The sequence below is a fragment of the Taibaiella soli genome, assembly GCF_003236175.1.
In the GTDB taxonomy this organism is placed as follows: domain Bacteria; phylum Bacteroidota; class Bacteroidia; order Chitinophagales; family Chitinophagaceae; genus QKTW01.
Genome location: NZ_QKTW01000002.1, coordinates 171,021 through 194,565, shown reverse-complemented (window position 1 = coordinate 194,565; position 23,545 = coordinate 171,021). Strand labels below are relative to the sequence as shown.

11 protein-coding genes are annotated in these 23,545 nt (G+C 42.6%); 3 read left to right on the top strand and 8 right to left on the bottom strand.

The window, feature by feature from the left end; translation table 11 throughout:
• Positions 1 to 490 precede the first annotated feature (490 nt).
• Positions 491 to 913, bottom strand: a complete 423-nt coding sequence (locus DN068_RS01065; RefSeq protein ID WP_110997023.1) for a hypothetical protein — start codon at positions 911 to 913, stop codon at positions 491 to 493.
• Positions 914 to 1,093: 180 nt separating this feature from the next.
• Here DN068_RS01065 and DN068_RS01060 point away from each other — a divergent pair, with 180 nt between their 5' ends.
• Complete coding sequence (locus tag DN068_RS01060; protein ID WP_317047126.1) at positions 1,094 to 1,567, top strand: macro domain-containing protein; 474 nt, start codon at positions 1,094 to 1,096, stop codon at positions 1,565 to 1,567.
• Positions 1,568 to 1,936: 369 nt separating this feature from the next.
• On the opposite strand, the gene DN068_RS01050 is transcribed toward DN068_RS01060, so the two are convergent.
• From DN068_RS01050 to DN068_RS01020, 7 genes are all read right to left on the bottom strand, one after another.
• A complete protein-coding gene (locus DN068_RS01050; RefSeq protein WP_110997021.1) occupies positions 1,937 to 2,317 on the bottom strand; it encodes a hypothetical protein in 381 nt (126 codons plus the stop codon).
• A 129-nt stretch (positions 2,318 to 2,446) separates the two neighbouring features.
• Positions 2,447 to 2,845 carry a hypothetical protein gene (locus DN068_RS01045; protein ID WP_123985187.1) on the bottom strand — a complete coding sequence of 133 codons (399 nt, stop codon included), beginning with the start codon at positions 2,843 to 2,845 and terminating at the stop codon, positions 2,447 to 2,449.
• A gap of 5 nt (positions 2,846 to 2,850) precedes the next feature.
• Positions 2,851 to 7,461 (bottom strand): RHS repeat-associated core domain-containing protein, encoded by a 4,611-nt coding sequence (locus DN068_RS01040; RefSeq protein WP_110997019.1) that lies wholly within the window; start codon positions 7,459 to 7,461, stop codon positions 2,851 to 2,853.
• A 22-nt stretch (positions 7,462 to 7,483) separates the two neighbouring features.
• A complete protein-coding gene (locus tag DN068_RS01035) occupies positions 7,484 to 10,801 on the bottom strand; it encodes a hypothetical protein (protein WP_123985186.1) in 3,318 nt (1,105 codons plus the stop codon).
• A 29-nt stretch (positions 10,802 to 10,830) separates the two neighbouring features.
• Positions 10,831 to 12,321, bottom strand: coding sequence for a hypothetical protein (locus DN068_RS01030; protein WP_123985185.1), 1,491 nt, complete (start codon positions 12,319 to 12,321; stop codon positions 10,831 to 10,833).
• 523 nt (positions 12,322 to 12,844) lie between these two features.
• Complete coding sequence (locus DN068_RS01025; RefSeq protein ID WP_110997016.1) at positions 12,845 to 16,045, bottom strand: T9SS type B sorting domain-containing protein; 3,201 nt, start codon at positions 16,043 to 16,045, stop codon at positions 12,845 to 12,847.
• Between the two features lie 120 nt (positions 16,046 to 16,165).
• Positions 16,166 to 19,090: a T9SS type B sorting domain-containing protein gene (locus tag DN068_RS01020; RefSeq protein ID WP_165836241.1), complete on the bottom strand. Its 2,925-nt coding sequence runs from the start codon at positions 19,088 to 19,090 to the stop codon at positions 16,166 to 16,168.
• Between the two features lie 314 nt (positions 19,091 to 19,404).
• Between DN068_RS01020 and DN068_RS01015 the strand changes: the two genes are divergently transcribed.
• A complete protein-coding gene (locus DN068_RS01015; protein WP_110997014.1) occupies positions 19,405 to 20,205 on the top strand; it encodes a LytR/AlgR family response regulator transcription factor in 801 nt (266 codons plus the stop codon).
• Complete coding sequence (locus DN068_RS01010; protein ID WP_110997013.1) at positions 20,195 to 23,218, top strand: sensor histidine kinase; 3,024 nt, start codon at positions 20,195 to 20,197, stop codon at positions 23,216 to 23,218. Before DN068_RS01015 ends, DN068_RS01010 begins: the two co-directional genes overlap by 11 nt.
• Positions 23,219 to 23,545 lie beyond the last annotated feature (327 nt).

Below are 23,545 nucleotides of genomic sequence, written 5' to 3'. Positions count from 1 at the left end.
GATTTCCGCCGACGATATAGTTTTGCCCTTCATGTATTACATACTGCAATGGATCTTGAACCCCATTTGCTCGTATGTCATAGATTAATTCTTGCATTCGTCGTTGTGTCCTGACGGGGTAATGTGTTGGCGATAGCGCAGAGGTTTCCAAAATATCAAGGTCACTATAGTACACACCCATAGCCATTGCTACAATGAAAAAGCTTCTTCCGGATGCTTCTTTTACGGAAAAAAGGCAATCTCCCGTCCTGAAAGTCAGCGCGTATTATCTACGAATATGCGCTGACTTTTCTTCGTCCAGCCGTGATATCTCTATTCCTGTGATCCTAGATGGAATATGCAAAAAGGATACTGCTTTAAAGTGAATATCTATGTTATAGTTTCGATCTTTATTTCGCAGGCTGCGTATCGATAGCTGGCTGTCGAAATACAATAGTCGAGTATTCGAAAATCGCTATTTAAATCTAAGAATATTGTCACGCCTATTCATTTAATCTTTAAAATCCCCTGGTTCCCTGTCTGAATACCACAAGACTCCTTCTCCTGGTGAATTATAACCAAATCGACCGATGGTTGTTTCCAAAATGTCGACGTCACTGTGGAACGCGCCCACGGCCATTGCCACAATAAAGAAGCTTCTTCCAGAAGCTTCTTTTAAGCAAAAAACACAATCACCTTTTCTAAGAGTCAGAGTATATTCTTTGCCAACTTGGTCGGATTTTTCTGCATCGAGTCGCGATATCTCTATTCCTGTTATCCTAGATTGAATATGCAAAAAATCTACTGCTTTAAAGTGAATATCGATGTTATAGTTTCGATCTTTATTCCGTAAACTACGTATCAATAGCTGGCTGTGCGAAATACAATAGTCGAGTATTCGAAAATCGTTATCTAAATCTGAGAAGATTATCATATCATAAAATTGAATGAGGATACTTTTGGGAGATTTGCTTGGCTGCTTTTTGTTTGGCAGCGGACTCCCATGTTTTGGCGTGAGATGATAAAGAAATCGTAATCATTGCCGAAGCAATTAATGATCTAAATTGCATGGAATTTTCATTAAATCTGTCCAGCATATTTATTTACTACTATTTTGTTGCTTATAAAAAAAGCCATAATCACATATGTCAAATATGGCGACATCTTTAAGATTTCCGGTGTAACCAGCTATGCGCATGGATGCAATTGTCAGGGTGCTATGGGAAAAGGAATTGCGCTGCAATTCAAAGAGCGTTACCCCAACATGTATCTTGAATACAAAAAACGCTGCAAAGAAGGCAAATTTATTTTGGGGGACGTTTTTGAATACAATCAAGAAAACGTCAATATTTTTAATCTCGCAACTCAAAAATCTTGGCGAACCTCAGCAGACATTGCGGCCATAGAAAAATCGTTTGAAACCATGTTACATCTCGCTACCGAACAAGAAATCAATAAAATTGCATTACCTAAAATCGGAGCAGGACTTGGAGGTCTAAACTGGGTCAATGTAAAAACTATAATAGAGCTTGTCGCAAGTAATTATCCAAAAATAAACTTAGTCATAGTTGAAAATTTCAAAGAATAGAGATTGCCCTTTAAAGGGCAATCTCTTATTGATTATTCCAAACCAAATAAAATTCATCTTTGGTGATAAAGTCATTTCTATCTAATTCCAAATCTGACAGGCTATGTTCAAACAATTTAGATTCGCCCTTGCTTAGTTGATCTTCTGAAAGAAAAACTGCACCCTGAGAATTCACTTCAATTTGTTCTATCGCCCGCCCGTTTTGAAAATGTATATAGAACAAAATATCTTCTTCATCCCATAGCTTTTTAACGAAAACCTCTTCTATACTAACTTTTTGTTTTCTTATTAAAAAAAGTACGCACAGTATTTACAATCCTATTGCTAATACCCAAATTATATGGACCAGGCACAAGATAATTATGTGGTTCATTCCACATGACCGCCTAAAAGATTATCAAAGGAAGTGCCAAATTCCTCTTCCATTCCTTCGGCGACAACAAATCCTCCTGACGCAATTAATTCAAAATGCGCTGAACTATCCGTTAACTTTATCACTTCCCCAAAGTTATTATCAACACACTCATTAATTACGAGATTCCCATTCTTCCAAGAAAAGGCCCCCGTAATATGTTCACATGTGATCGCAACGATATACACCGTCAAAGGATATCCTGTTGACGGTGTAGGTAAAGAAATTTTTAACGCTAAACGTTTATGACTTACGTCAAAAATCCAAACCTGGACTTTTGCGCCTAAATATTTTTTTAGAATATTGTTAGCTTCTCTTATTTCGGTATATATGGTCATTATTTCAGAAAATTTTCTCCATTCCAATAAACACTATTTCTTTTAGTCAGAAATTTCTCTAAAGAATTCCCAAAATGTTCACATGTCAATTACTTGAAAAAAATTAAAAGGATAAAGGTTCTTTTTACATTATCCAATCGCTAAAATATTGTCATGTTTCAGGTTCATACTGTAGTTAAATATACGATCTTCATTTTCCCATTTATTTTCACCAACTAGCACTCCCCCTGCAATAATATAATATTTTACACCACCCGATTCGATTTCGTATACTTTTTGCCCAGTGGTCGTTTTCTGTCGAATTCGTTGAGGCAGTATTGTTCCCGTAATTTCAGACATAATTAATCCTGGCAAAACATGCGCAGTGTCAATATAGGAAACAGCCCAAAATTCTATATCAATGTTCCACGATACATTCTCCGAATAGTCTTCTTGATCCACAAATTTCATCTCACTTCTTAGCAACAAAGAGCTATGGCTAACCGTGTATGCCCAAAGTCTAAATTTCCGGTTGGATTGATAAATCATTTTATTTATTTAAAATAAGGATTGTAATCTGAAATTATTTGGTAACTATCATCAACACTTTTATAAAAAGTAGTCTTATTTAATAAAAATGGATCGTTCATTATCGTATGCATTTCCCAATTTGTATAATTTCTATAATTGAGAATTCCACCCGGGTCAAATTTAGAAAATTTATACCTGCTAAACCCTGTAGTGTTAAAATGAATATTATCATATGATTCCATCGCTTCCAAAATCTTATCTTGTTGAAATCCCACAGAGAAATTTCTATAGGTGTCAAACCCTTTACTTTCAGCAAATTTAAAGAGATCATCTCCTATACCAAATGCGAGATTACTCCTCCCACTTTCAAAACTAACCATCGAAGATGACGATAAATTTTGTATTGCACCAGCTTGTTTATGCCCTGTTTTTAGTGCCTCATTGAATGCTGTGTAATCATCATTAAGGAGACTCATAGATTTTGTCTCAATCGCCGCTACCGGTTTTACCGCATCTCCCGTTGCAGACGCAGTATTCATAACGGCGCTGTATTCGGTTAAAAACTTCCCGCTGGCTGTGCCGCTATAATCACTTAAAGCCGTTTCGATAGGTCCCAATGCGTTAGTTGCCATGATTCTTTCCGCCTGCCCTCTAAGTGCGCCACCAGGCAGGCCACCTAACCGAGCTACACTAGAAGCGACAGACTCTGCTCCTTCTCTAAAAGCTGCCGCCTCTGCAGCTGCTCTCGCTTCATTTTGAGCTGCTACATAAGCTGCTTCCCCTTCCGTGAGCCCACCGGTAAGTATGGCGCCGCCAACCCCCATTGCCACATGTCCAACTGTTGTCCAAAACGCGTTATTACCGGCTCTGCGCTGGTCTGCATCAAGCGAAAATCCTGCAGCACCGCCACCATATACTCCTGACGCACCCCAACAATAAGTAAGTCCCACACCGGAGTTCCAAACACTTTCACTACCTTTCAATCCCGTTTTATCCTGAAAAACTACCGGGTTGTTTTTGCTATAGATATAACCATTGTTGTATTCATGCAATGGATCAATTGAAAGGAAACGACCAACCTGAGGATCATACTGTCGTGCATTAAAGTCGTATAAGTGGAGCCCGTTCGTCTTATCTAGCATGTTCCCTAAAAACAAATACCTGTTATAGATCGAGCTTTGGGATGCGAGGTTAACCGTTAGTCCAAACGGATAGTAATGGTTTTCATCTACAAGATTACCACGGGTTAGGGTAACTCTGAATTTATCGAACACCGGTTGAATCACAGGACTCTGAGACGATAGAAACACGGAAAGATAGCCATTGCGGCTTGCAGTTAAAGGAGCCGGCGTACCGATAGTATGCCATGCACCCGGGTCGCCGCTGAGTTGAATGGCACCGCTTTGTTCCGGAATTATCTTAAAATTCTCATCAAACGCTATATAGTTTAAATATGCCTGAGGCAATGCCGGATCTGTGACTGACTGAACAAGATCACTATAAACCCCCAGATAATTTTCCGGAGTAAACATCTGATTAATTAAACGCTCGCTTTGACCGGCTTCTGTAGCACCTATTCCGCCACTCCCTGCTGTTAGTGTACCTATCAGAGAACTTAATACCTGATCCGGCGGAATCGGATTCCCATTATTTGCTTTTTCATAATAGGCGTCGGCAGCAAGGTTAAACTGATCTCCGGCCATTACCTGCAAGAGAATAGCAGTGCCTACTCTTTTGTTAGGATCATTTGCGTCTAAGATCACCGCCTTTGTATCATTCGGATCAGTACTGCCCGGCTTGTCGCCGCGTACTAAATCGATATTGCTAAAAATAACGTTCTCCAGATTTGCAGAAGCTATTTCATGGTCCGCCAAATACTGCCTTGAAATCGGGGCCTGGTATGCTTGCAAAACATTTCTCGTGTTACCCAGATGATCACGGACATAGTAGTAGTAATCGAAATTATTATTGGCATTCAGCAAACAGTAACCTTCATCGTGGCGGAGCATCTGCAGTGCATCGCTTTTATAGACTAGCGAAGGCAGATACTTAAAGTCATATTTTGCACCGGCGATATAGTACAATTCCATGAGTTTGTTTCCGCTTGCATCGTATACGTACCGGATATAATCGCCTGTGTTGACAAAATTGATTTGCTCTGCTTTATTAAGCACATTATAACCTATGTTAATCTTCTTATTGTCATCCGAAATCAGATTTCCATTTGGATCATAGACATAATCTACCGCACTGCTTCCTTTGTCTTTAAAATCATAGTCAGTAAGCGTTTGGTTGGTCACATTGTCTGTTGTATAGTCAAATTGATTGGATAGATCCCCAAGACGGTAATGGAAATTAAGATCGTCAATTAACTGCGGTTGTATCACGTTGTTTACGGCGACTTGACCATAACGTTTAAGCGCGGTAATGTTTCCGTTTGCATCGTATTGAATCCCTTTCTCTGAATAATCACTCTTAACATTATTCCAATAAGCCAATGAATATGCATTTGGTGAATTGTATTCACTGTAATCGGCCTGAACCATGCGGCCGGAAAGATCATATTGATATCCGTAGGCTTTTTGCGGAGCGGCGCCCGGGCCTTTCCATACTATGCCGGAAATATTACCGTTGTACAAGGGATTAGTGAATCCATAATCATACTTAATCGACTCACCAAACGTTGTATTGCTGCCGGTTGATCCGGTTTCAGCATAGCTTTTATTAATTCCGGTCAACCGTCCTGCGATATCGTAGTCATAACTCTGACTTTCTACCGCATTTAGGGCTTTTCTAATAACCCTGCCAAGATCATCATATGCGTATCCGGAAATCTGAACCCAATCACCATTGTCAATTTTTTGTCTTACACCCGATAACTTAAAACTGTAATTTGCGTACAGATAGTCTTTGACAATGGTAGTTGAAGGTTTGGCTGTACACAGTGGGTTTTCACTGTAAACAATATTTCTAAGAAGCTGACCTTTGAAATTATACTGAGATGAAACATAATCTTTGCCCGATACAAAATTTTTAGATGCCGTTTGAATCACGTGACCAAAGTCATCATAATAAGTAACGGCATATATCCAATCGTTTACGTTTGGAATAGTCGGCGCGGTAGACGGTTTGATCACTTTGATTTTTGCACCTGTTTGAAATCCCCGGGTTCTGTTTGATTGTGTCGGCACCACTGAGTAAACCGAGCTCACCAGATTGCCATTAAAAAAACTTGCGTTATAAGGCAGGGCAGCTAAAACGGGGTCGCTGAAATTATAGTTGTCGTAGTATACATAACTTTGAATATCGCAGTTATATAGCGTCTGCGGATAGGTGCCTTCGCCATTGCCAAACACAATATAGTTTTCCAGGTCATTCGGGGTATAGAAACCTATACCGTTATCAATTAATTGCTGCCATGCGGCTCTGGAATTACTGTTGGTGACATAACCGGAAATTGTAGGTCGATCTAATGCATCATAAAGTACAAATGCCCATTTCCCCGCTGATAATAACTTAGGGTTCCGACTTAAAACCTTCCGGTTCTTTTGATCATAGACAAATTCTTCACCACCATTCTCGCCGGCGAAATGCTTTAGGTTAATCCTATTATTGTTGTCATATACTACATAATCGGAAAGATTTTCGATGATATCCGCAGACACCTGCCAGTTTGCGGCTTTTAATTTTTCGGTTGCTTTCGGAGAAAGTGTAAATCTTAATCCTCCAAGTCTATCGTAAACGTAGTAGGTCGTATTATAATAGCGAGTGTATATCCATTGTGCAACGCCTCCTGCCAATAAGTTTATTGACAAGCCACCGTTGTCGACAGGGGGAACACCACTCACGTTTGTGGAATCAATTCTTACAAGAATCCTTTTACAAATCAATTTTCCTTCCTTGTCAGTAAATTCTTCAATGTTTGAACCATCGCTACCTGTTGTTACTCTTCGCGCCAGCTGTCCGGCATTATAAAAACCAACTTTAGCCGGGTATTGTGTCGCAGGATCAATCGCCCAGATAACAATATCATTTGCACTATTCAATGTGGATGAAGTCACCAAACCGCGGCTTTGACCGGCCGTCGATTTTCCCGGGCTAAACACCGATAAAGAGCGAGTACTATTGGACGAAATGTGTTGCTTCACGGAGTAAGATGTTGATTGCTCCTGAGTGTAAAGCTGATCATAGAATGCTTTCTGATCCTGAAAAGGACTCATCTGAAAGCCACCTGTCCCCCCTGTTCCATAAGGCAGAAAACTATATTCCGTGCTCGATTGACGGTTATCAATTATCTCTACGTAATTTTTTTGAGGGATATTCTTATTGCGGCTAACCGTCTGTATCGTTCTACCCAGTCCATCATAATATTGGGTAGACATCAACACTTGACTTGTTGATGTATTCTTGTCAATTGCCGCGTCATTGGTTAAAGGCACCTGCGGTGAGAAAACCCTTTTATAGTTAAATAAATAAGGTTGACTATTACCATTTTGATTATAGGCCGACGGAATTACAATTGGAGTACTTGTACCAGGAACACCGGTTATGGAAAGATTGGGTAGATTCTGAGCAGTTGCGTTGTATATGCATGCCCAAAGCAAGCAAAAGGCTAAAAAATATTTATTATTCATAAGTTGTTTTGATTTGGATTAATTAATCATTTCCTTTTTCGGCATTAACGACCTTGTTGAGAATATTCCTGTTTTGATCACGAATTAATGTTTCCCGACCAAAACCATCGTGCTCATAAGTAGTTATCCTGTCATTGGGATCAACGACAGCAGTTTTACCGATCAACGGCAGGAAATTATAGTTGATCATCTGACTATTGGCGGGATAAAGACGAACCTCATCTATATATCCACTACCCCAGACACCTATGCCTGCAGACTGCGCCGTAAATTCCTTTTCATACAGATTCCATCCGTTATAAGAGACACCGGAAGGTTGAATGTTCAATGGTGTTACGCCATCATTCGCGTCTGCTGAGCCTCCTTGATATACCCAGAATGAGACAACATAACGCTTGCCGATGGTTAAGTTTGTTGTAGTCCAAAGTCCTCCGGCGCCTAATTGAAAAGAACCTCTACCTAACATGGCAGATTGGCCGGCTAGCCCTGAAATATTAAAATCCCAGTTGCCTTTACGATAATCAGTTCCCGGGATATAGTTGGACTCAAAACCACAATAGGCAATTTCATTGTAACGTGCATTTTTTACCGCCGCCAATTTGAAACCTGCTTCATTATCCCATATTGATGCAGAATATAAATTAGATCTCGGCTCCTTTGTTTCCAAAACATTTCCCTTGTCGTCAAACAGAGAATTTTCACCCGTTTTGATAAAGTTCGTTGCCGGTGTATTTCCTAAAGCCAAACTGTTCATGTCAAGCGAACTATTTCCGGTATATATGGAGCTTGGCAACGGATCGGAGACTGCTAATCTATATTCGTATTGGGGACGGATAATATTGTTATTTACAGAGAAAGCAGGAGTCGCCAAATTAATTAAAGAGTATTGACCAGATCCACTAAGATCAATATTACTTTTCCACGTCTCGGTATAGATCAATTTTTCTATACCATCCTGATTCATTTTGTTAATTGCAGTTCCGGGATTGGGTGTATTACCATTCCAATTGTAGTTGTAATATTTGACCTCTTTGATATTTTGGGAAAGGCTGTTTTGTAAAATTGTATTTTGAAGATTATTGTGGCTGTCATAGGCATAGGCAACATTCGATTCTGAATAACTTGTAGCCGTAGTATAGTTCCTTGTTAAAATCGAATTGAGATAGGAAAGACCTGTCGTGGGATAATAAACGTCACGGTAAAATTCCAGAGGCTCATCGGTGTTTTTCTTTTTGCTTGGTAGCTTTACAATTGCCCGGAAATTGACATCCTGCTTTGGCAAAGTAGTTACGGTGTAAGAAAGGTCTTCCGTTTTCACCAACTGATTATTATAGTCATAATATTCTCTTCTGATAGGTAATCCTATTCCCCAACTACGCAGGTATTGTTTATTTGAATAAGGAGGCAAACTAAACCCAACATAAAAATTGTTATCGTTAAAGACATTTGCCGGTGCCATCAAATTGTTGTCCGTGCCCTGATTGACGGCTGTTGTGGCACCACTTCCGGAAAACTGTGTAATTGTTTTATTTAATTGTTGCCCGTTCGAGTTCCAGTTGCATTCTGTTACTTTTTTATAGCCATAGTTAGCACCGTCAAGACTATTATTCACAAGGCAGGAACTGCTGCTCCATACGTTATTCAAATAATAAGGATGTCCCGGCTGATTAAATTCTCCCCCTTCTTGATAATATGTGTAGTTGATCGCTTTTTCAGGAACAAAAACTTCGGGGCCTTCGTAGGTAAAAGTTGTGTAAAGATCATTGTCATGATTGTAGCCATCGTAAACAGATAATGTATCTAGCCTAAGGCCTGATAGTCCGGAAATTGAAACAGCATTAAGCCCGTAACCCAATTTGTATTCGGCACCGGACCCCGTGATGATCTTTTTAAGAGCGCCCGCTTGAATAAACTTTGTCGCTATCTCGGGAGCCAAACTCATACCGGCGTAATGACTAGCATCAGGCCAATGGTGTACCGGCACCATTAAACTGAATGTCCCATTATTGCAGGTTTGAAGAATTGGCACGGCTGTACTCGGATACCCATAAAGATCACGCCCTCCGCAAACTCTTTGAGGGATATCGGTCCCTGCATATTCAAAATTGAAAAGATTTCTGGATTGACTTTGCGCAATCATGTCGATCGACTTTAGCTTGAGACGAAAACGTTTGTCATCAAATTGATTGCAATTGGTAGAAATAGGATATTCACCATAACTGCTAAAAAGTGTCGACATTGAGGAATCTGGAGAGACGAAATACGCTTGATTAAAAACATATTTTTGGGTTTGCGGAACTAATCCATACGTCAGCGTTCGCTCTGTAACCAGCACCTCTTTCAATCTGAACGAATTTTTTAAATCGCATCTCGAATTAACATCGTACGAAAATTGAACATTGATGTTATTTGGGTATTCTATCCTGGTCAACCGCTGCGCGGTGTAACTGTTCTTGATAATTTTCTCTTCTACATTTGACCAGTCATTGTTAACTTCTCTCAGCACCTGCGATTTATGTTGTACCTCAGTGTATGAAATCTGATCATAGAAGTATCCAATCTGAAGGCCGTCATAGGTGATAATCTTGTCTAATACCCATTTGTCTGCAGGGAAAAAAATCTGCTGACATGACGGAAGAGATGCAAAGCTTAAATCGACGGAATTCGTATCATTAGCAACATCGCCTTTTTTGAAGAAATACTGATTGCCGCTTTCATCGGTGACTTTGAATGTAAGATCACCTGTATAATCCGTAGTACTATCAAGTTGCCCTGATAAAAGACTACCATTAACGTATCTCTCGATTTTTACACTGGACTTCGGTATTGTAAATAGTTCTCCGGTTTTTGAAAACTGAAAATTGATTTTTCTGTCAGATAATTTGAGAGAAAATATATCGGGCGCATTATCTGTTTTAGCGGTATCCTTGCTATTGACCCAATAACCACGTCGCTCCCAATAAGGCACATAAAACACGGTTCCGCACCAATGATTAATATTTATTTCATCTTCAACTCCGACCACTTGACGGGTTATTTCGCCACCAGTGAAAAGTTCCCATCCAATACCAACTGTTGATGAAATTCTGTCGACTTTAATGCCGTCTGTTGCATATTCCAAACTCACACCAGTTGAGATATTGTAGTTTGAGTACGAATACAATGGTATGTTGACGGTGCCTATTCCTGTAAATAAATTCTTTTGAATAAGATCTCCGGCAGGTGCGTCTTTATTAACAACATTATTGTTAAGCCACGGCACTTGAATAGCGGCTTGCCCATAGGATTTGTAAAGGCAAACCCCAAGAGCGATAATCATTAGGTACTTAGTTTTCTTCATGTTTTGTATTGTTTTATTTGATTAGTGAATTATTTCGAACTCGTTGCAAAACGCAGCACCACCGGGCTATTCAGTCCTTTGTCCCGCCACCATACATCATAGAGTACCTGTATCTGGCCATTCCATTTACTGTTCATTTTGTAAGTTTTAGCTATGCCAAGCAGCACCGATTCGTAGTATTTTGCAGTATTGTGGTTATTGGGAGTGAGTGAAGTTTCTTGCGGCGAAATAGTGCGCGGTCCGGTAAAGGCAGCCTGTCTATAAGTCCGCTCATAACCGCCATAAAGTGCAATACCAAAAACTAATTGAGCTTGCACGTAACTACGCAGTCCGATCCCTTCGAACGTGAATTTGATGTGGTTCCAATCCTGGCCCATACCGACATTGAGTGCAGTACCGATACCATAACTGACTTTAGGCGTTTGTTTGTAACCGATCATACCCGCCGCCTGCAGCATTGCGGGTTGACCAGCCGGAGTAGCACGCGATGTTGCGTAGTTGTAAGACTTCTCTAATCGTTTCCAGAATGGCAGTCCACGCATTGGGTTCTTTAATTTTATTGCGGGATGAATGAGGTCCGGTTTTACTTTAGTTAAGCCGCTTTGGGCATCAGCTATCTGTTGTTTGGTTTCTTTAACCTTATTCGTTACATCATGGGCCTTGTTTTGCCATTCAGCGACCTGACTGCCCATCATATTTTGCACCTGACCGATGTTATTACCAAACTTTTGCTGTAAGGCTTTACTCAGCTGGTCTTTGGTTTGCATTCCCATTTTTTCGAGATCACTGGCATTCATACCTGACTGCATACTGCCAACAGACGTGCTTTGTGAAAGCGTTTTATCAAAGCCATCAAAACCTTGTAGATATTCGAGCGCCTTTTCCTCAGCCTTACTGGGATCGTCCGCTACCTGCTTCCAGATCTGCATTTTTGATTTAGCCACCAGTATATTCTTTTGAAGTGCATTAAATACGCTCAGATCGTTTTTGCCTACGATTGATTTCAGATTATTGATGCGCTGTGTGATGAGCTCGTTGAGATAATTGCGATAATTGATTTTTTGCTGCAGGGATTGTAATTCGCTGCTGTATTGACTGCTATTGACCGCTCCTTCAGAAAGTAGTGCTGATTTGTCTTGCATAAATCCTAAAACGCCTTGCAGACTGTCTATAGCGGCATCACGCCGCTGACTGATTTTTGTAATCAGTGCACTGCTATCTACACGAGACAGCTTGCTTATAGAATCGTAAGTAAAAGGCTGATTTTGCAGACGCGCATAGGCCGCCGAATCTGCACGCTTTAGTTTGCGCTGCAGTTTTGCTTCTTCCTTTTTGAGTTGATGGAGCAGCATTATCTGCTGTCGTTCCAGTCGTTTATGATACTTACTGAGCGAACAGATATTTAGGTCCAGATAGCGTTTGCTATAATAAACACCGGTCGCTTCTTCCTGGGCTCGTGCAGCAGAAGCAAACATCAATGCAATGAATAAGGTTACCAGGCAGGTAAGGACATGACGCATCGGGTCTCTGTTTTAAAGACTTTAGAGGTTTGGTAAAGCGCGTCTCATGTTGTCGCTACATCGGATGTAGCAACAGTGAAAAATTTAACTGCAAAAACAACAGTACAGTCATACAGTCTCCTGCACGGTGTAATTATTTTTTTGTTTGAATATTGTCAGTGTCGAAAAACATCTGACCTTTTAAAAGAAAGGGGGGAAATTCTTTTAAATATTTGCTTTGATTGAAATCAAAAACGCATCGAAAATTCTTATGGTTTTGTTAAAATCCTACCACGAATTAAGATCAAATTTTGAAGATGAACAAAACTAGATTGGCAAATTATTCCGAAAACGGTTCGTCGCTTTTTGAGGCATCATCCGTATTGTAGTTCTATGGCCTCGACACGAGCAATCGTTCTCCGAAAAAAAATTCTTGATTATTTAAAATACAGCGAGCGTAAGCATTTCGCGACCAGAAGCTAGCGACAAAAAAAAACGGCTGCCTTCTTTCGAAAGCAGCCGGTTTTAAGACTTAATCTAACGCTTATCTTACCAGCGTTACATCGCCTTTGTAAGTTTCTACATAACCGTCAGGATAACCTACGCGGATGATGTAATTGTAAGAAGCCATATCCTGATTCACGCCTTTCCAGGTACCATCCCAGCCTTTGGTATTATCTGTAGTGCTGAAGATTTCCTGACCCCAGCGGTTGAATACGCGGAACTCAAGTACTTTCTGGAATGTGAGATTTACGATTTTGAATACATCGTTGCGACCGTCGCCATTCGGAGTGAACGCCGATGGAACCATCAGGTGATCACGATAGTCAATGCTCACTTTCACACTGTCGATCTGGCGGCAACCATTGTTGGCAATACCGGTCAGATAATAAACAGTAGGCTCTGTTGGTGAAGCAATCGGATTAATGACGCTCGGATTATTCAGACTTGCTGTCGGTGACCAGTAGTAGAGGTACGCGCCGGAAGCCAGGAGCTGAACGCTTTGTCCGTATTTGATGATCGTGTCGTTGTTCAGAATGTTGACGTTTGGCAATGGTTTCGCAGTTACATGCAGTTTAAACGTATCACGACAATTTACGCTGTCTGTTGTAACAAGGTAGTAATCGCGATCTGCAGGTGGTGTTGCAAGCGGATCTTCACAATCATCACAGCTCAGACTCGTTGCCGGATTGAAGTTTTTGTCTTCAAACCATTGGTACGTATGACCGTTGCGTGCATGGAGGATTACTGATTCACCCACACAAACTGCGGTATCTTTTGGCCATGTAATCACGTTGTGTACCGGAACATAGATATCTACAGAGTCAACTACTTTACAACCACTGCGACCTGCTGTTGATACATAATATCTCGTGCTTTTCGGAACATATGCTACCGTATTGCGGGCTGTAGAATCGGACAAGAACGTACCAGGACTCCAGGTGAAAGTAAACGGAACTGTATCAGCTTCACAATAGTTGAAACGCATTTGTGGCATTTCGTTATAAGCATTAGGACCGTAGAATGTCGGGTTGCTACCGCAAACATTACCTGAATAGTAATAGTTCAGCAATGTGCTCGGATAGCTCGTGCTTACATAGTATGTGTAGATCGGTGTAAACGTGCTGGAGTTTGCGTAACAAACTTCTACAATCAGGTTCTGTGTTGTATCCCAGCTGTATGGCGTATCGAAATCAAATTTCACATAACCGTTTGCAGATGCCTGAACCGTTACAGGACCCGTTGCCGTGTATACCGGTGTGGTACCAGAAAGCATACCTGTTGTTGCGCTCACGCTTGATGCACCTGTACATTTCAATGCAATTTTCAGGTTGTTGACTGTTGCCGGACCGGAAGCAGTTGGTTTCAGTTTGAAAGCTATGCTTTTCAGTGTGGCAGAGTGAATACCACTGAACAATAAGTCTGCTTTGCGCAGCAGGTATTGGTGTTTAGCTGTATTATAGTATCCGTAGAATGGCGTAGTGTTACTATTGTTCAGATTGGCTGTCGGTGGCAGGCCATCAGGAACAACATCTGATGAATCGGGATGTATACATCCTACCGTATCCAGTGTACCACAACTCAGATTTCTCAGTGGGTTCGGGCCTGAAGTTTTTAATTCGAATGGCTGATAGCCCGGGCGACACATGATCACAGGCGTACCTGGACTAATTGTTACGGTATTGGAACTATCCACGTGAATCGTCATTGTATCCATCTGCTTACAGTTGGCCGGCAGTTGATTGTTGATCACCGCTACCCTGTAAGATGTGGTTGCATGCACGATTGCCTGCGGATTGTAAATATTCGGGTTATTAAGGCCTATTGCCGGACCACCATAGATGTCTGTCCAAACATAAGAAAGACCGGAAATACCAGCGGAAGCTTCTAATTGAATCGGTTTATTATTGAGTGCGCAATAACCAAATTTATCAGGTCCTGCGTCTACACCGGTAATGACCTTGATGAGTACTACCATGTAGCTACGGAATACGATCGGCTGTTGGTTGGTACAAGTAGAGTCAACGGCCTGGATAATGAAAACATGATCGCCGATATCATTGTTGGTTGGCGTCCAGGAGAAGTGACCAATCGGGTTGCCTGTACCATTATTAGTTACAGTAAACTGTGCACCCGGAGTGCCTGAGGTATCAGCATATAAACTAACCGTGTTGGTAGCAGACTGTGAATGCGCCTGCATATCAAAACCGAAATTCGCACCCGGACAACCAAGTATTACGTTACCCGAAGTGGAGCTGAATTTTCCACCGACCACATTCGATGGAATACTATCGATGGCCGGGGCCGGCGAGTTACAAGCCAGTACGGAAACCTGTACGTCACGTGTGATATAACCAAGCCTTGTTCCCGTAGTACGATCATACTCGTAACAACGGAATGCCATTACATACTTACCAGTCAAAGGTGGAATAAAACTTGCCACACCACTGGTTGGACTCACGGTATAACCATTGGTAGAGTTAACAGGATTCGCCAGCGTATAAACGCCCTGATAAGGAATTTCCGAATTCGGTCCACAAGGACAAGTGCTTGTTGGGTTTGGATAACCGAGGCAACCCTCAGGTTGTTTATTTTCTATACGCAGCGAGTCGCCGTTCGGATCTACCGGACCGTTGAAGAACGCTGCCTGTTGGTTTTGGCAGAGATATGGAATTGGTTTTACCGTAAAACGCGGAGAACTATTGTTATAGCGGAAGGCGTTGTTGATGCCCACACGGATAGTGATATTCATACCACCCGCGCCGCAAAGATTCGCAATACCCGAGTTACGGCTACCATCCGTCCAGATGATTTCCCAGTCATCGCTGCTATCCGGCAAAGTAATGATCGTCGTGTACTCTGCCATTACGAAACCCGGAAAAATAGACGTGGGCACACGGCAGGAGTTGATCGGTGCGAAGTTCGGACACAGCTGATCGAGTGTATCACTACGGTGACCAGTACCTACTGTATCCACCACAATCTGCTGAACGAGTACGCCCAGTTTATTGGATTGATAACTGATGTACTCCGGATAGTAGAGATCAGAGTTGCCTTGCTCACAAGCCTTGTAGACGTCCAGCGTCACTTTGTACTTGAGATCTGTAGGGCCAGTACCAATGTAGGTTACATACATGTCAGCCGCAGCAAAGTGAGAGGCCAGCGCTTTATCCACGCCAAAGGCACAGAAGAGAAATGCAAAGCAGAGCAGAAGCTTTGTAATAAGTCTAGAATTAAAGGTCATAGTTGGTCTCCTTTAAGTTGAATGAAAAACGGTTTGTTGAAATCGGGATTGCCTGGGCAGCACTCCGATGACGGGCATTGTTATGTTTTGTTTTTTGTTTTGGGTTGCTACGGCAGGAGCCTACCGTAACAACGTTATATTTCCTTGTTTGTAAAATCTTTTGCCGGTAGGTGTTACAGCTTCCACCATGTAAACATATACACCCATCGGTTGTGTCTGACCATTAAAACGTCCATCCCATCCATCGTCCAGTCTGTTTGTTTCAAACATCTTCGAACCCCAGCGGTTGTAGATAATGAAAGACTTCAGTGTTACGTTTCCTCTGTGCACTGGCATGATCTTATTATTAGGACCGGTGCCAGGGGCAAAAGCGTTGGGTACATCTATAAAAGATTCTGGCGATACAAACACATCAATTGAATCATTTACGATACAACCATACTCTGTAGTACCTTTCACGAAGTAGCGCGTATTTACGGAAGGCAGTGCAAGCGGGTTCGGAATATTAGTTGCAGAAAGGCCAAGTGGCGGGAACCAGGAGAAGTATAAACAGTTACCTCCGGGATCCATCTGATAAGATTCACCAGGGAAGATCGTTGTTGAATCCGGCAGATTAATCACCGCCATTGGTTTCACTGTAACGTTTACATCCAGCGTATCAGCGCAATTATCTTTATCGCGTCCCACAACAGTGTAGTCTGTAGTTGCAGTCGGATAAACCGTCGGATCAAAACTAGTATCGTTGCTGATATAAGATTTTGGATTCCATATTACGGATACCGCATCACCGGTCACATGCAGCTGTGCAGTATCACCAGGACAAAGCAATGTATCTGCAGACACAGTCATGAATTTTGGTCGTTTTACAGTCAGTTTAATATCGTCGGAAGCTTTACAACCTGCCGGTGTGCTTGCGGTGAATGTCAGCGTTGCATCTGCATAAGCAGTAAACAGCGGGAACATTTTAGCAGGATCGTTCAATGCGCCACCAGGGTTCCAGTCGTAGATATAATTAGGATATGAAGACGGAGAAACGGTTGTCCAGCGCAGCGTCATCGTATCACCGTAACACAGTGTCTGATCAGGACCAGCATATACTGTTGGTATCGGTTGCAGATCCAGGAAGAATTTTGAAACACTGTCGCGGCAACCAGGATAAGATGCAGTCACAGTATAAAGGTGTGAAGTATCAGGCGTGATAGACGGCGCCATATCAGTTGTGCTGCTCACACCGTTGTTTGGTGTCCAGTTGTAATTATAGCGGTTATCCCCAAGCAGATTTACGTTCAGCGTACTGCCCGCACAAATTGCAGTATCAGGTGTGTACAGCTTATATCCCTGCAGCACACGTACACTGATTGTATCGTACGAAGCACAAGCGCTCAGGCCGTTTGGTGCTACTTTTACATAGTATACCATATCGTTCTTCGGTGTCGTTACCGGATTCGGAATGGAGTCGTTATCCAGATAAGTCGACGGCGTCCATTTTACATTATACGTCGTACCCGGACTTGGTACCAGATTAATATTCAGCTGCAGCGAATTATTAATACAGGTTGTGGTATCAGGCCCTGCAGAAATGTTTGCAGGTGTCACTACAGTGATGGTTACGGTATCTTTATTTCGGTTACAATAGCTCAGGTTGTTTGAAGTCACCACGTACTGTGTCGTCATTGTCGGGCGTGCCACCGGACTCTTACAGTTAGTACAGCTCAGTGTTGACAACGAAGATCCGCCGGGTAAAACAGTCCATGTAAACGAAGATCCACCCACAGCTGTAAGTTTTACGGAATCGTACGGACAAATAGTAGTGTCTTTCAAAATCTGCGTGATCGGCGCAATGTAAATAGGAATTACGAAGGCTTGCTGCATCAGCAATCCAGGATTATGGCAGGCAGAATCTTTTACAGTAACGATCAGGTTTCTTACACCTGTATCTAAAATGCCCGGCGTCCAGTCAAAACAAGTGTTGACAGAGTCTGCATAAGTATTATTATAAGTAAGTGTTGATCCCGGTGCGATGACTGCATTGTTGCTGGATACAACCAGACGGGCGCTAGTGTCGCTTGATTTGGAATCAAAACAGAAATGGAGCGGTTGTCCGGCGCAGCCCAGAAGACGTCCCAGCGTATCTGTGATGGCGCCTGTCACCGTACTTGAAATAGTGCTGAGTGTCGGTTGTACTGCATTACAGTTGCCCAATACTACCAGCTGAATATCGCGCAGCACCGTACCAATAAGCAATCCATTTCTATATTTTTTCACCTTTATGGTAACCGTGCTGGCACCTGCCTGGCTCGGTGTAAATGACATCTGTCCGAGTGTGGGAGAAAGCACAAACGTATTGCCGGTAGGGAAAGGATTATTCGTCAGATTAAAATTAGCCAGCAAAATACTGTTGGCTCCCGGATTAGAGTTACAGGAGATATTTAAAATCTCTCTCGGCGCAATCATCTCATACGCCAGCGAATCATTGTTCGGATCAATGGCGCCATTATTATAAGAATAAGGCTGATTGATACACATATAAGGTACCGGACGAACCGAGAAATACGGAGACGACTGTCCCTGCGCATTCAGATTATCAAGCATACAATCAATGTAGAAATAAGGCTGATTGGTGGTATTGATCGAAGTATTACGGTTGCCCAGGTAAGTATAGAACGTCCATTGTGATTTGGACGGCAGTATTACCGTTGCGGTATAAATGTACTCCTGATAGCCAGGATACACCCCTGCCGGTGTGCTACAGGTAGTAGAATAACCCGGACAGCTGGTAGATACCTCCACCGGCTGACCCACCTGTGCCATGTTGCCCGCAGAAAAACTCTGGCCTTGCGCATTGTAGTAACAAAGCGGGAACGGACCAGCGCCCGGCGAACCGGAACAATCACGGTAAAAATGGAGGGTGAACTGATAAGTGGAGTCGTGAAGCCATGCATAAGTAAGTTCTCCACCGGCGCAGTGCGTTGCCTTCACCGTAGCGGGCAACAGGAACGCAAATAAAAGGGCCGTTAGTAGATAAGGTAATGAAAGTTTTTTCATACTCATTCTTTAAAGGTTTAATAGGCAGTTTTTGACTATGTATAGTAACAAATGCTGCTATCGGTTGTATACTTCTAGAAGACGTATGCAAGTATTTAAAGAGTTGGTAACATTTTCTAATTTTTTTTACCAGCGGCTGACATTGTTTACCATCGGTGCAGGAGAATCGTGGTGAACGGCGTAACATTACATTCTGAAAGAAGCCTTTCCCGGCCGCAGTTTTTCCAGCCCATTCCGGCTTTCCGCCGGGAACGGAAAATTGCAGCGGGCAATGTATATTTATAAAAACGACCGATCCATATTAGTTTTAGCAAATGAAGCCATTTCACTTCAAAGCCCTTATCGTTGATGACGAAAAAACCGCCTGCGAAAATCTGAAAAGTGCTTTACAGGCGCTCCCGGACGTGCATGCAGAGATTGTAGGCGTGGCCCATAACACACGCGAAGCAGAAGCGCTGATATCCAGAACGGAACCTCAGGTTGTGTTTATGGATATCGACATGCCCAACGAAAACGGCTTCCAGTTCCTGAACCGTATCGCACCATTCCCTTTCGAAGTCATTTTTGTAACTGCTTACGATGAGTACGCGATCCGTGCCTTTAAGCTGAATGCAATCGATTATATCCTGAAACCGATCGATATCGAAGACCTGAAAAAGGCCATCGAAAAATTGGCAGAAAAGTTTGAATATCTGGAGTATAAGGCCAATTCCAATATCGCTTTCGGCCAGATGCAGAAAACAATGAAATCGCCTGCGGGAGAGCAACAGATTGTACTGCGTGACAACCGCGATGTGGAGATCGTTTCGTTCCGGAAAATCGTCTATGTGGAAGCCATGCGCAGCTATTCAAAAGTTGTTTTTTATAAAGACAACGTAGAAAAAAACATCATCGTATCGCAATCCGTGGCTGAGTATCAGGAGATATTTCCTTCCGACCTTTTCTTCCGGACGCATAAATCATTCCTTGTAAACTGCACTTTTATTGACAAAATCTTGAAAGAAGACGATCTTTGGTACGTATCTCTGAAAAACAAGGTACAAATCCCCGTGGGCAGAAGACGTTATCAGGATTTACTGGAGTTTCTAAAAACGAAGGAGTGGCATGTCGCTTAAGCTCGACCGGCTACTCTATCTATTATTATTTCTGTTTTTTTTCACCGTACAGCAAGGTGGCGCGCAGTCGTACCCGATGCGAAACTATACCGCAGCTGACGGGCTCCCTTCCAACACCATTTATTACGTTTTCAAAGACAGCAGAGGCATACTCTGGTTTGGCTCCGACAAAGGCATTGCCCGGTACAACGGTGTGCGCTTCGAAAAATTTTCCACTGCCGACGGATTACCGGACAATGAAATCTTCGGCTTCTGCGAAGACAAGTATCACCGGCTCTGGATGTCTACGTTCAACGGCAGCCTCTGTTATTATAAAGATGGTATCATTCATACCGCTGCGAATACACCATTTTTAAAGCTCCCGGTCAACTACGCCATGATCTCGAGCATTTACAACGAGTATGACGGCACGGTCACCATCTGCTTTTCAGGATCTAATTATTTCCTGAATATCAACAATGAACGGATCACTACGCTCAATATAACGCCATTCAAGCGAGATACCAGAAGGCTCAAACAGATTGTAAAACTAGCTCCGGCAAAGTACCATGTTTACTACGACAGTACGGGCGTTATCTGGGATACTGCCGGCAAAACAGCCACCACACCCATGACGGATTTCTGGGCAGGTTTTATCAGTAATGGCCAGAGATATCTGATATCGGGAAACGAAATTTACCACAATGACAGTCCCATTTGCCATATTCCCAGACATGACAGCCTGAAAGTTTTCTCTGTATTAGAAGACAACGCGTTTAACAGGGTCATGATGGGCACTTCCAGAGGCCTCTTTGTTTTTCCCGGCGATACCATTCTTTTTAGAAACAGCGAGGTTTCTTCTATCACTAAAGACACCGTTGGTAATTACTGGATCACCACCACTAATGCGGGTATATTCTGCATGGCAGCTGGCGACCGGCATTTCGGCATCTTCAACAATCCTGAGAAAGGCCGTGTCCGGTATGCACACGTTGTCAATCATCAGCTTTATTTCACTACCGAAAACGGGAATATTTATACGCTGATACACGATACCGTCCGGAAACTACATGATGCGTTTCAATATAAAGACGAGTTTATAAAAAACCACCCTTCGTTTGACATTTACAATATTGATTTCATGCCGGAACAGCGAATATCTATGACCGGCACAAGACGAAGAGCAATAGAAAACCGCGCAGTCCCGTATGTTTCCTATCTGGACGACAGTCTGCATTTTTATCATTTTACATCCTGGGACAATATAGTCTTTGACCAGTTACAAACAGGCAAAGCACATGTTGCCCGTGCCCTGCCATTTACATTTTCCGGGTCTTATAAAAACATTGCCGTAACGAAAGATGCCATTTACATAAAGGCGTACATGGACATTCTGTACATTCCCAAAACATCCATGGAAACCCAAAACTGCCAGCAGGTACGCTTATTGAAAGCGGAGCAGGGAAAACATGACAGGCTGTTTGGCTGGGCAAAAGACGCAGCCGGGGATGTTTGGTTCTCAACTGTAGACAGTCTTTACAAACTGGACAAAGATAAAATGATCGTGCAGCCGCAATTTGGCGCTATCGGTCTGAGAAAATTCACATTCCTGAATGGTTTTATCATTGGTTATAAGCACAACAACACACTGCTGATTGCGCATCTCAACCAACAGAAAAAGCTAATCACAGATACAACCATCAACCCAAATAGTATTCTCGATGATTTTTACCAGATCGACGGTACACATATTGTAATCAGCTCGAGCGATAAATACTACATGGTAGCGCTCACCCAGCCTGGCCAGAAAAGCGGATTCAGCATTCAGACAGTAGCCTCCCGTTTTCTGCCACCCCAGGCAGAATATATCTGTGCAGATTCCGGTGTATGTTATTTCTTTAAAAACGGCACCATTACCCGCTTTGACAGCAAACGTCTGTTCAATCCACTGATCAAACCTGTTGTTTATTTTATTTCATTGCAGACGAAGCAACACTTCTATGCAGCGAATCAGAATGCCATCAGTATTCCGTACAGTGAAACCGGAGATGTGCAGGTTTCTTACATGCCGCTCTCCTACAGCGGTGGCGATCTGCAATGCCAGTATTCCATTTCGCAGGACAGCAGCAATGAATGGCACGTAATCGATGAATCAAACATCCACCTTTACCTGTCACACTACGGCACCTACAATATCCGCATCCGTGCCAAAGCCTTGTCTGACGTGTATTCCGACATCGCAACGTTTCAGCTTACGATTCTGAAGCCATTCTGGGCAACCTGGTGGTTTATACTAACGGTTATCGTTGCAGCGGTAGCACTCATCTGGTGGATCACACTTTCTTTTGCACGTAATCTGCTACGCAAAAAGCAAAGAGCATACGACGCGGAAATGAAATACCAGCGGATGGAATTTAAAGCACTCAATGCGCTGATGAATCCGCACTTCATTTTCAACACGCTCAATAATATTCAGAACCTGTTTAAAAACCAACAGAACAAGGCCGATGAATACTTTGTTACCTTCTCAAGGCTGATCCGCCAAAACATGCAGAACGTAACGAAAGACACGATTTCGCTGGAACAGGAGCTAAACCTGGTTGTCAACTATCTGAAATTGGAAAAACTGCGTTTCGACGAGTTTGTAAACTATATCGTAGATGTAGATCCGGATCTTGACCTGGACAATGTATTCATCCCGCCATTGCTGATTCAGCCGCTGGTGGAAAACGCGATACGTCACGGTTTGCTGCCGAAACAATCAACCTCAAATCTGGTAACGGTTAAGGTGCATGAAAAAGACAAATCACTGTTTATAGAGATCGAAGATAATGGCGTAGGGCTGTCAAACAACACAAGTCACATTGATCCGCAACACGAGTCGCTGGGGCTTTCGAACCTGAAAAAAAGGATTGAACACATGAACAGAACACACAATTATACGATCACTTTTACCTTGACGGAGCAAACGGATAAAAATGGCAAAGTAAAAGGTACTTTAGCGCTGGTGGAGATATCGAGTGAACGATGGTAATGTGGTGAGCGGTGAATCGTGAATGGTGAATGGTGAATCAAATTTGTATAACCACATGGTCATGTCGACGAAGGAGACAACCCGCGGAGACGAAGGGCAACGCACAATGCTTCGACTACGCGCAGCATGACAAATGTAGTGAACGATGGTAGTGTGGTGAATGGTGAGTGGTGAATGGTGAATCAAATTTGTATAACCACATGGTCATGTCGACGAAGCAGGCAGCCCGCGGAAACGATGGGCAACGCACAATGCTTCGACTACGCTCAGCATGACAAATGTAGTGAACGATGGCAATGTGGTGAGTGGTGAATGGTGAATCAAATT

Bases quoted from the DNA above. Each gene is read 5' to 3' on its own strand.
- DN068_RS01065 (WP_110997023.1), bottom strand. From the start codon at position 913: ATGATAATCTTCTCAGATTTAGATAACGATTTTCGAATACTCGACTAT.
- DN068_RS01050 (WP_110997021.1), bottom strand. From the start codon at position 2,317: ATGACCATATATACCGAAATAAGAGAAGCTAACAATATTCTAAAAAAA.
- DN068_RS01045 (WP_123985187.1), bottom strand. From the start codon at position 2,845: ATGATTTATCAATCCAACCGGAAATTTAGACTTTGGGCATACACGGTT.
- DN068_RS01040 (WP_110997019.1), bottom strand. From the start codon at position 7,461: ATGAATAATAAATATTTTTTAGCCTTTTGCTTGCTTTGGGCATGCATA.
- DN068_RS01035 (WP_123985186.1), bottom strand. From the start codon at position 10,801: ATGAAGAAAACTAAGTACCTAATGATTATCGCTCTTGGGGTTTGCCTT.
- DN068_RS01030 (WP_123985185.1), bottom strand. From the start codon at position 12,321: ATGCGTCATGTCCTTACCTGCCTGGTAACCTTATTCATTGCATTGATG.
- DN068_RS01025 (WP_110997016.1), bottom strand. From the start codon at position 16,045: ATGACCTTTAATTCTAGACTTATTACAAAGCTTCTGCTCTGCTTTGCA.
- DN068_RS01020 (WP_165836241.1), bottom strand. From the start codon at position 19,090: ATGAAAAAACTTTCATTACCTTATCTACTAACGGCCCTTTTATTTGCG.
- DN068_RS01015 (WP_110997014.1), top strand. From the start codon at position 19,405: ATGAAGCCATTTCACTTCAAAGCCCTTATCGTTGATGACGAAAAAACC.
- DN068_RS01010 (WP_110997013.1), top strand. From the start codon at position 20,195: ATGTCGCTTAAGCTCGACCGGCTACTCTATCTATTATTATTTCTGTTT.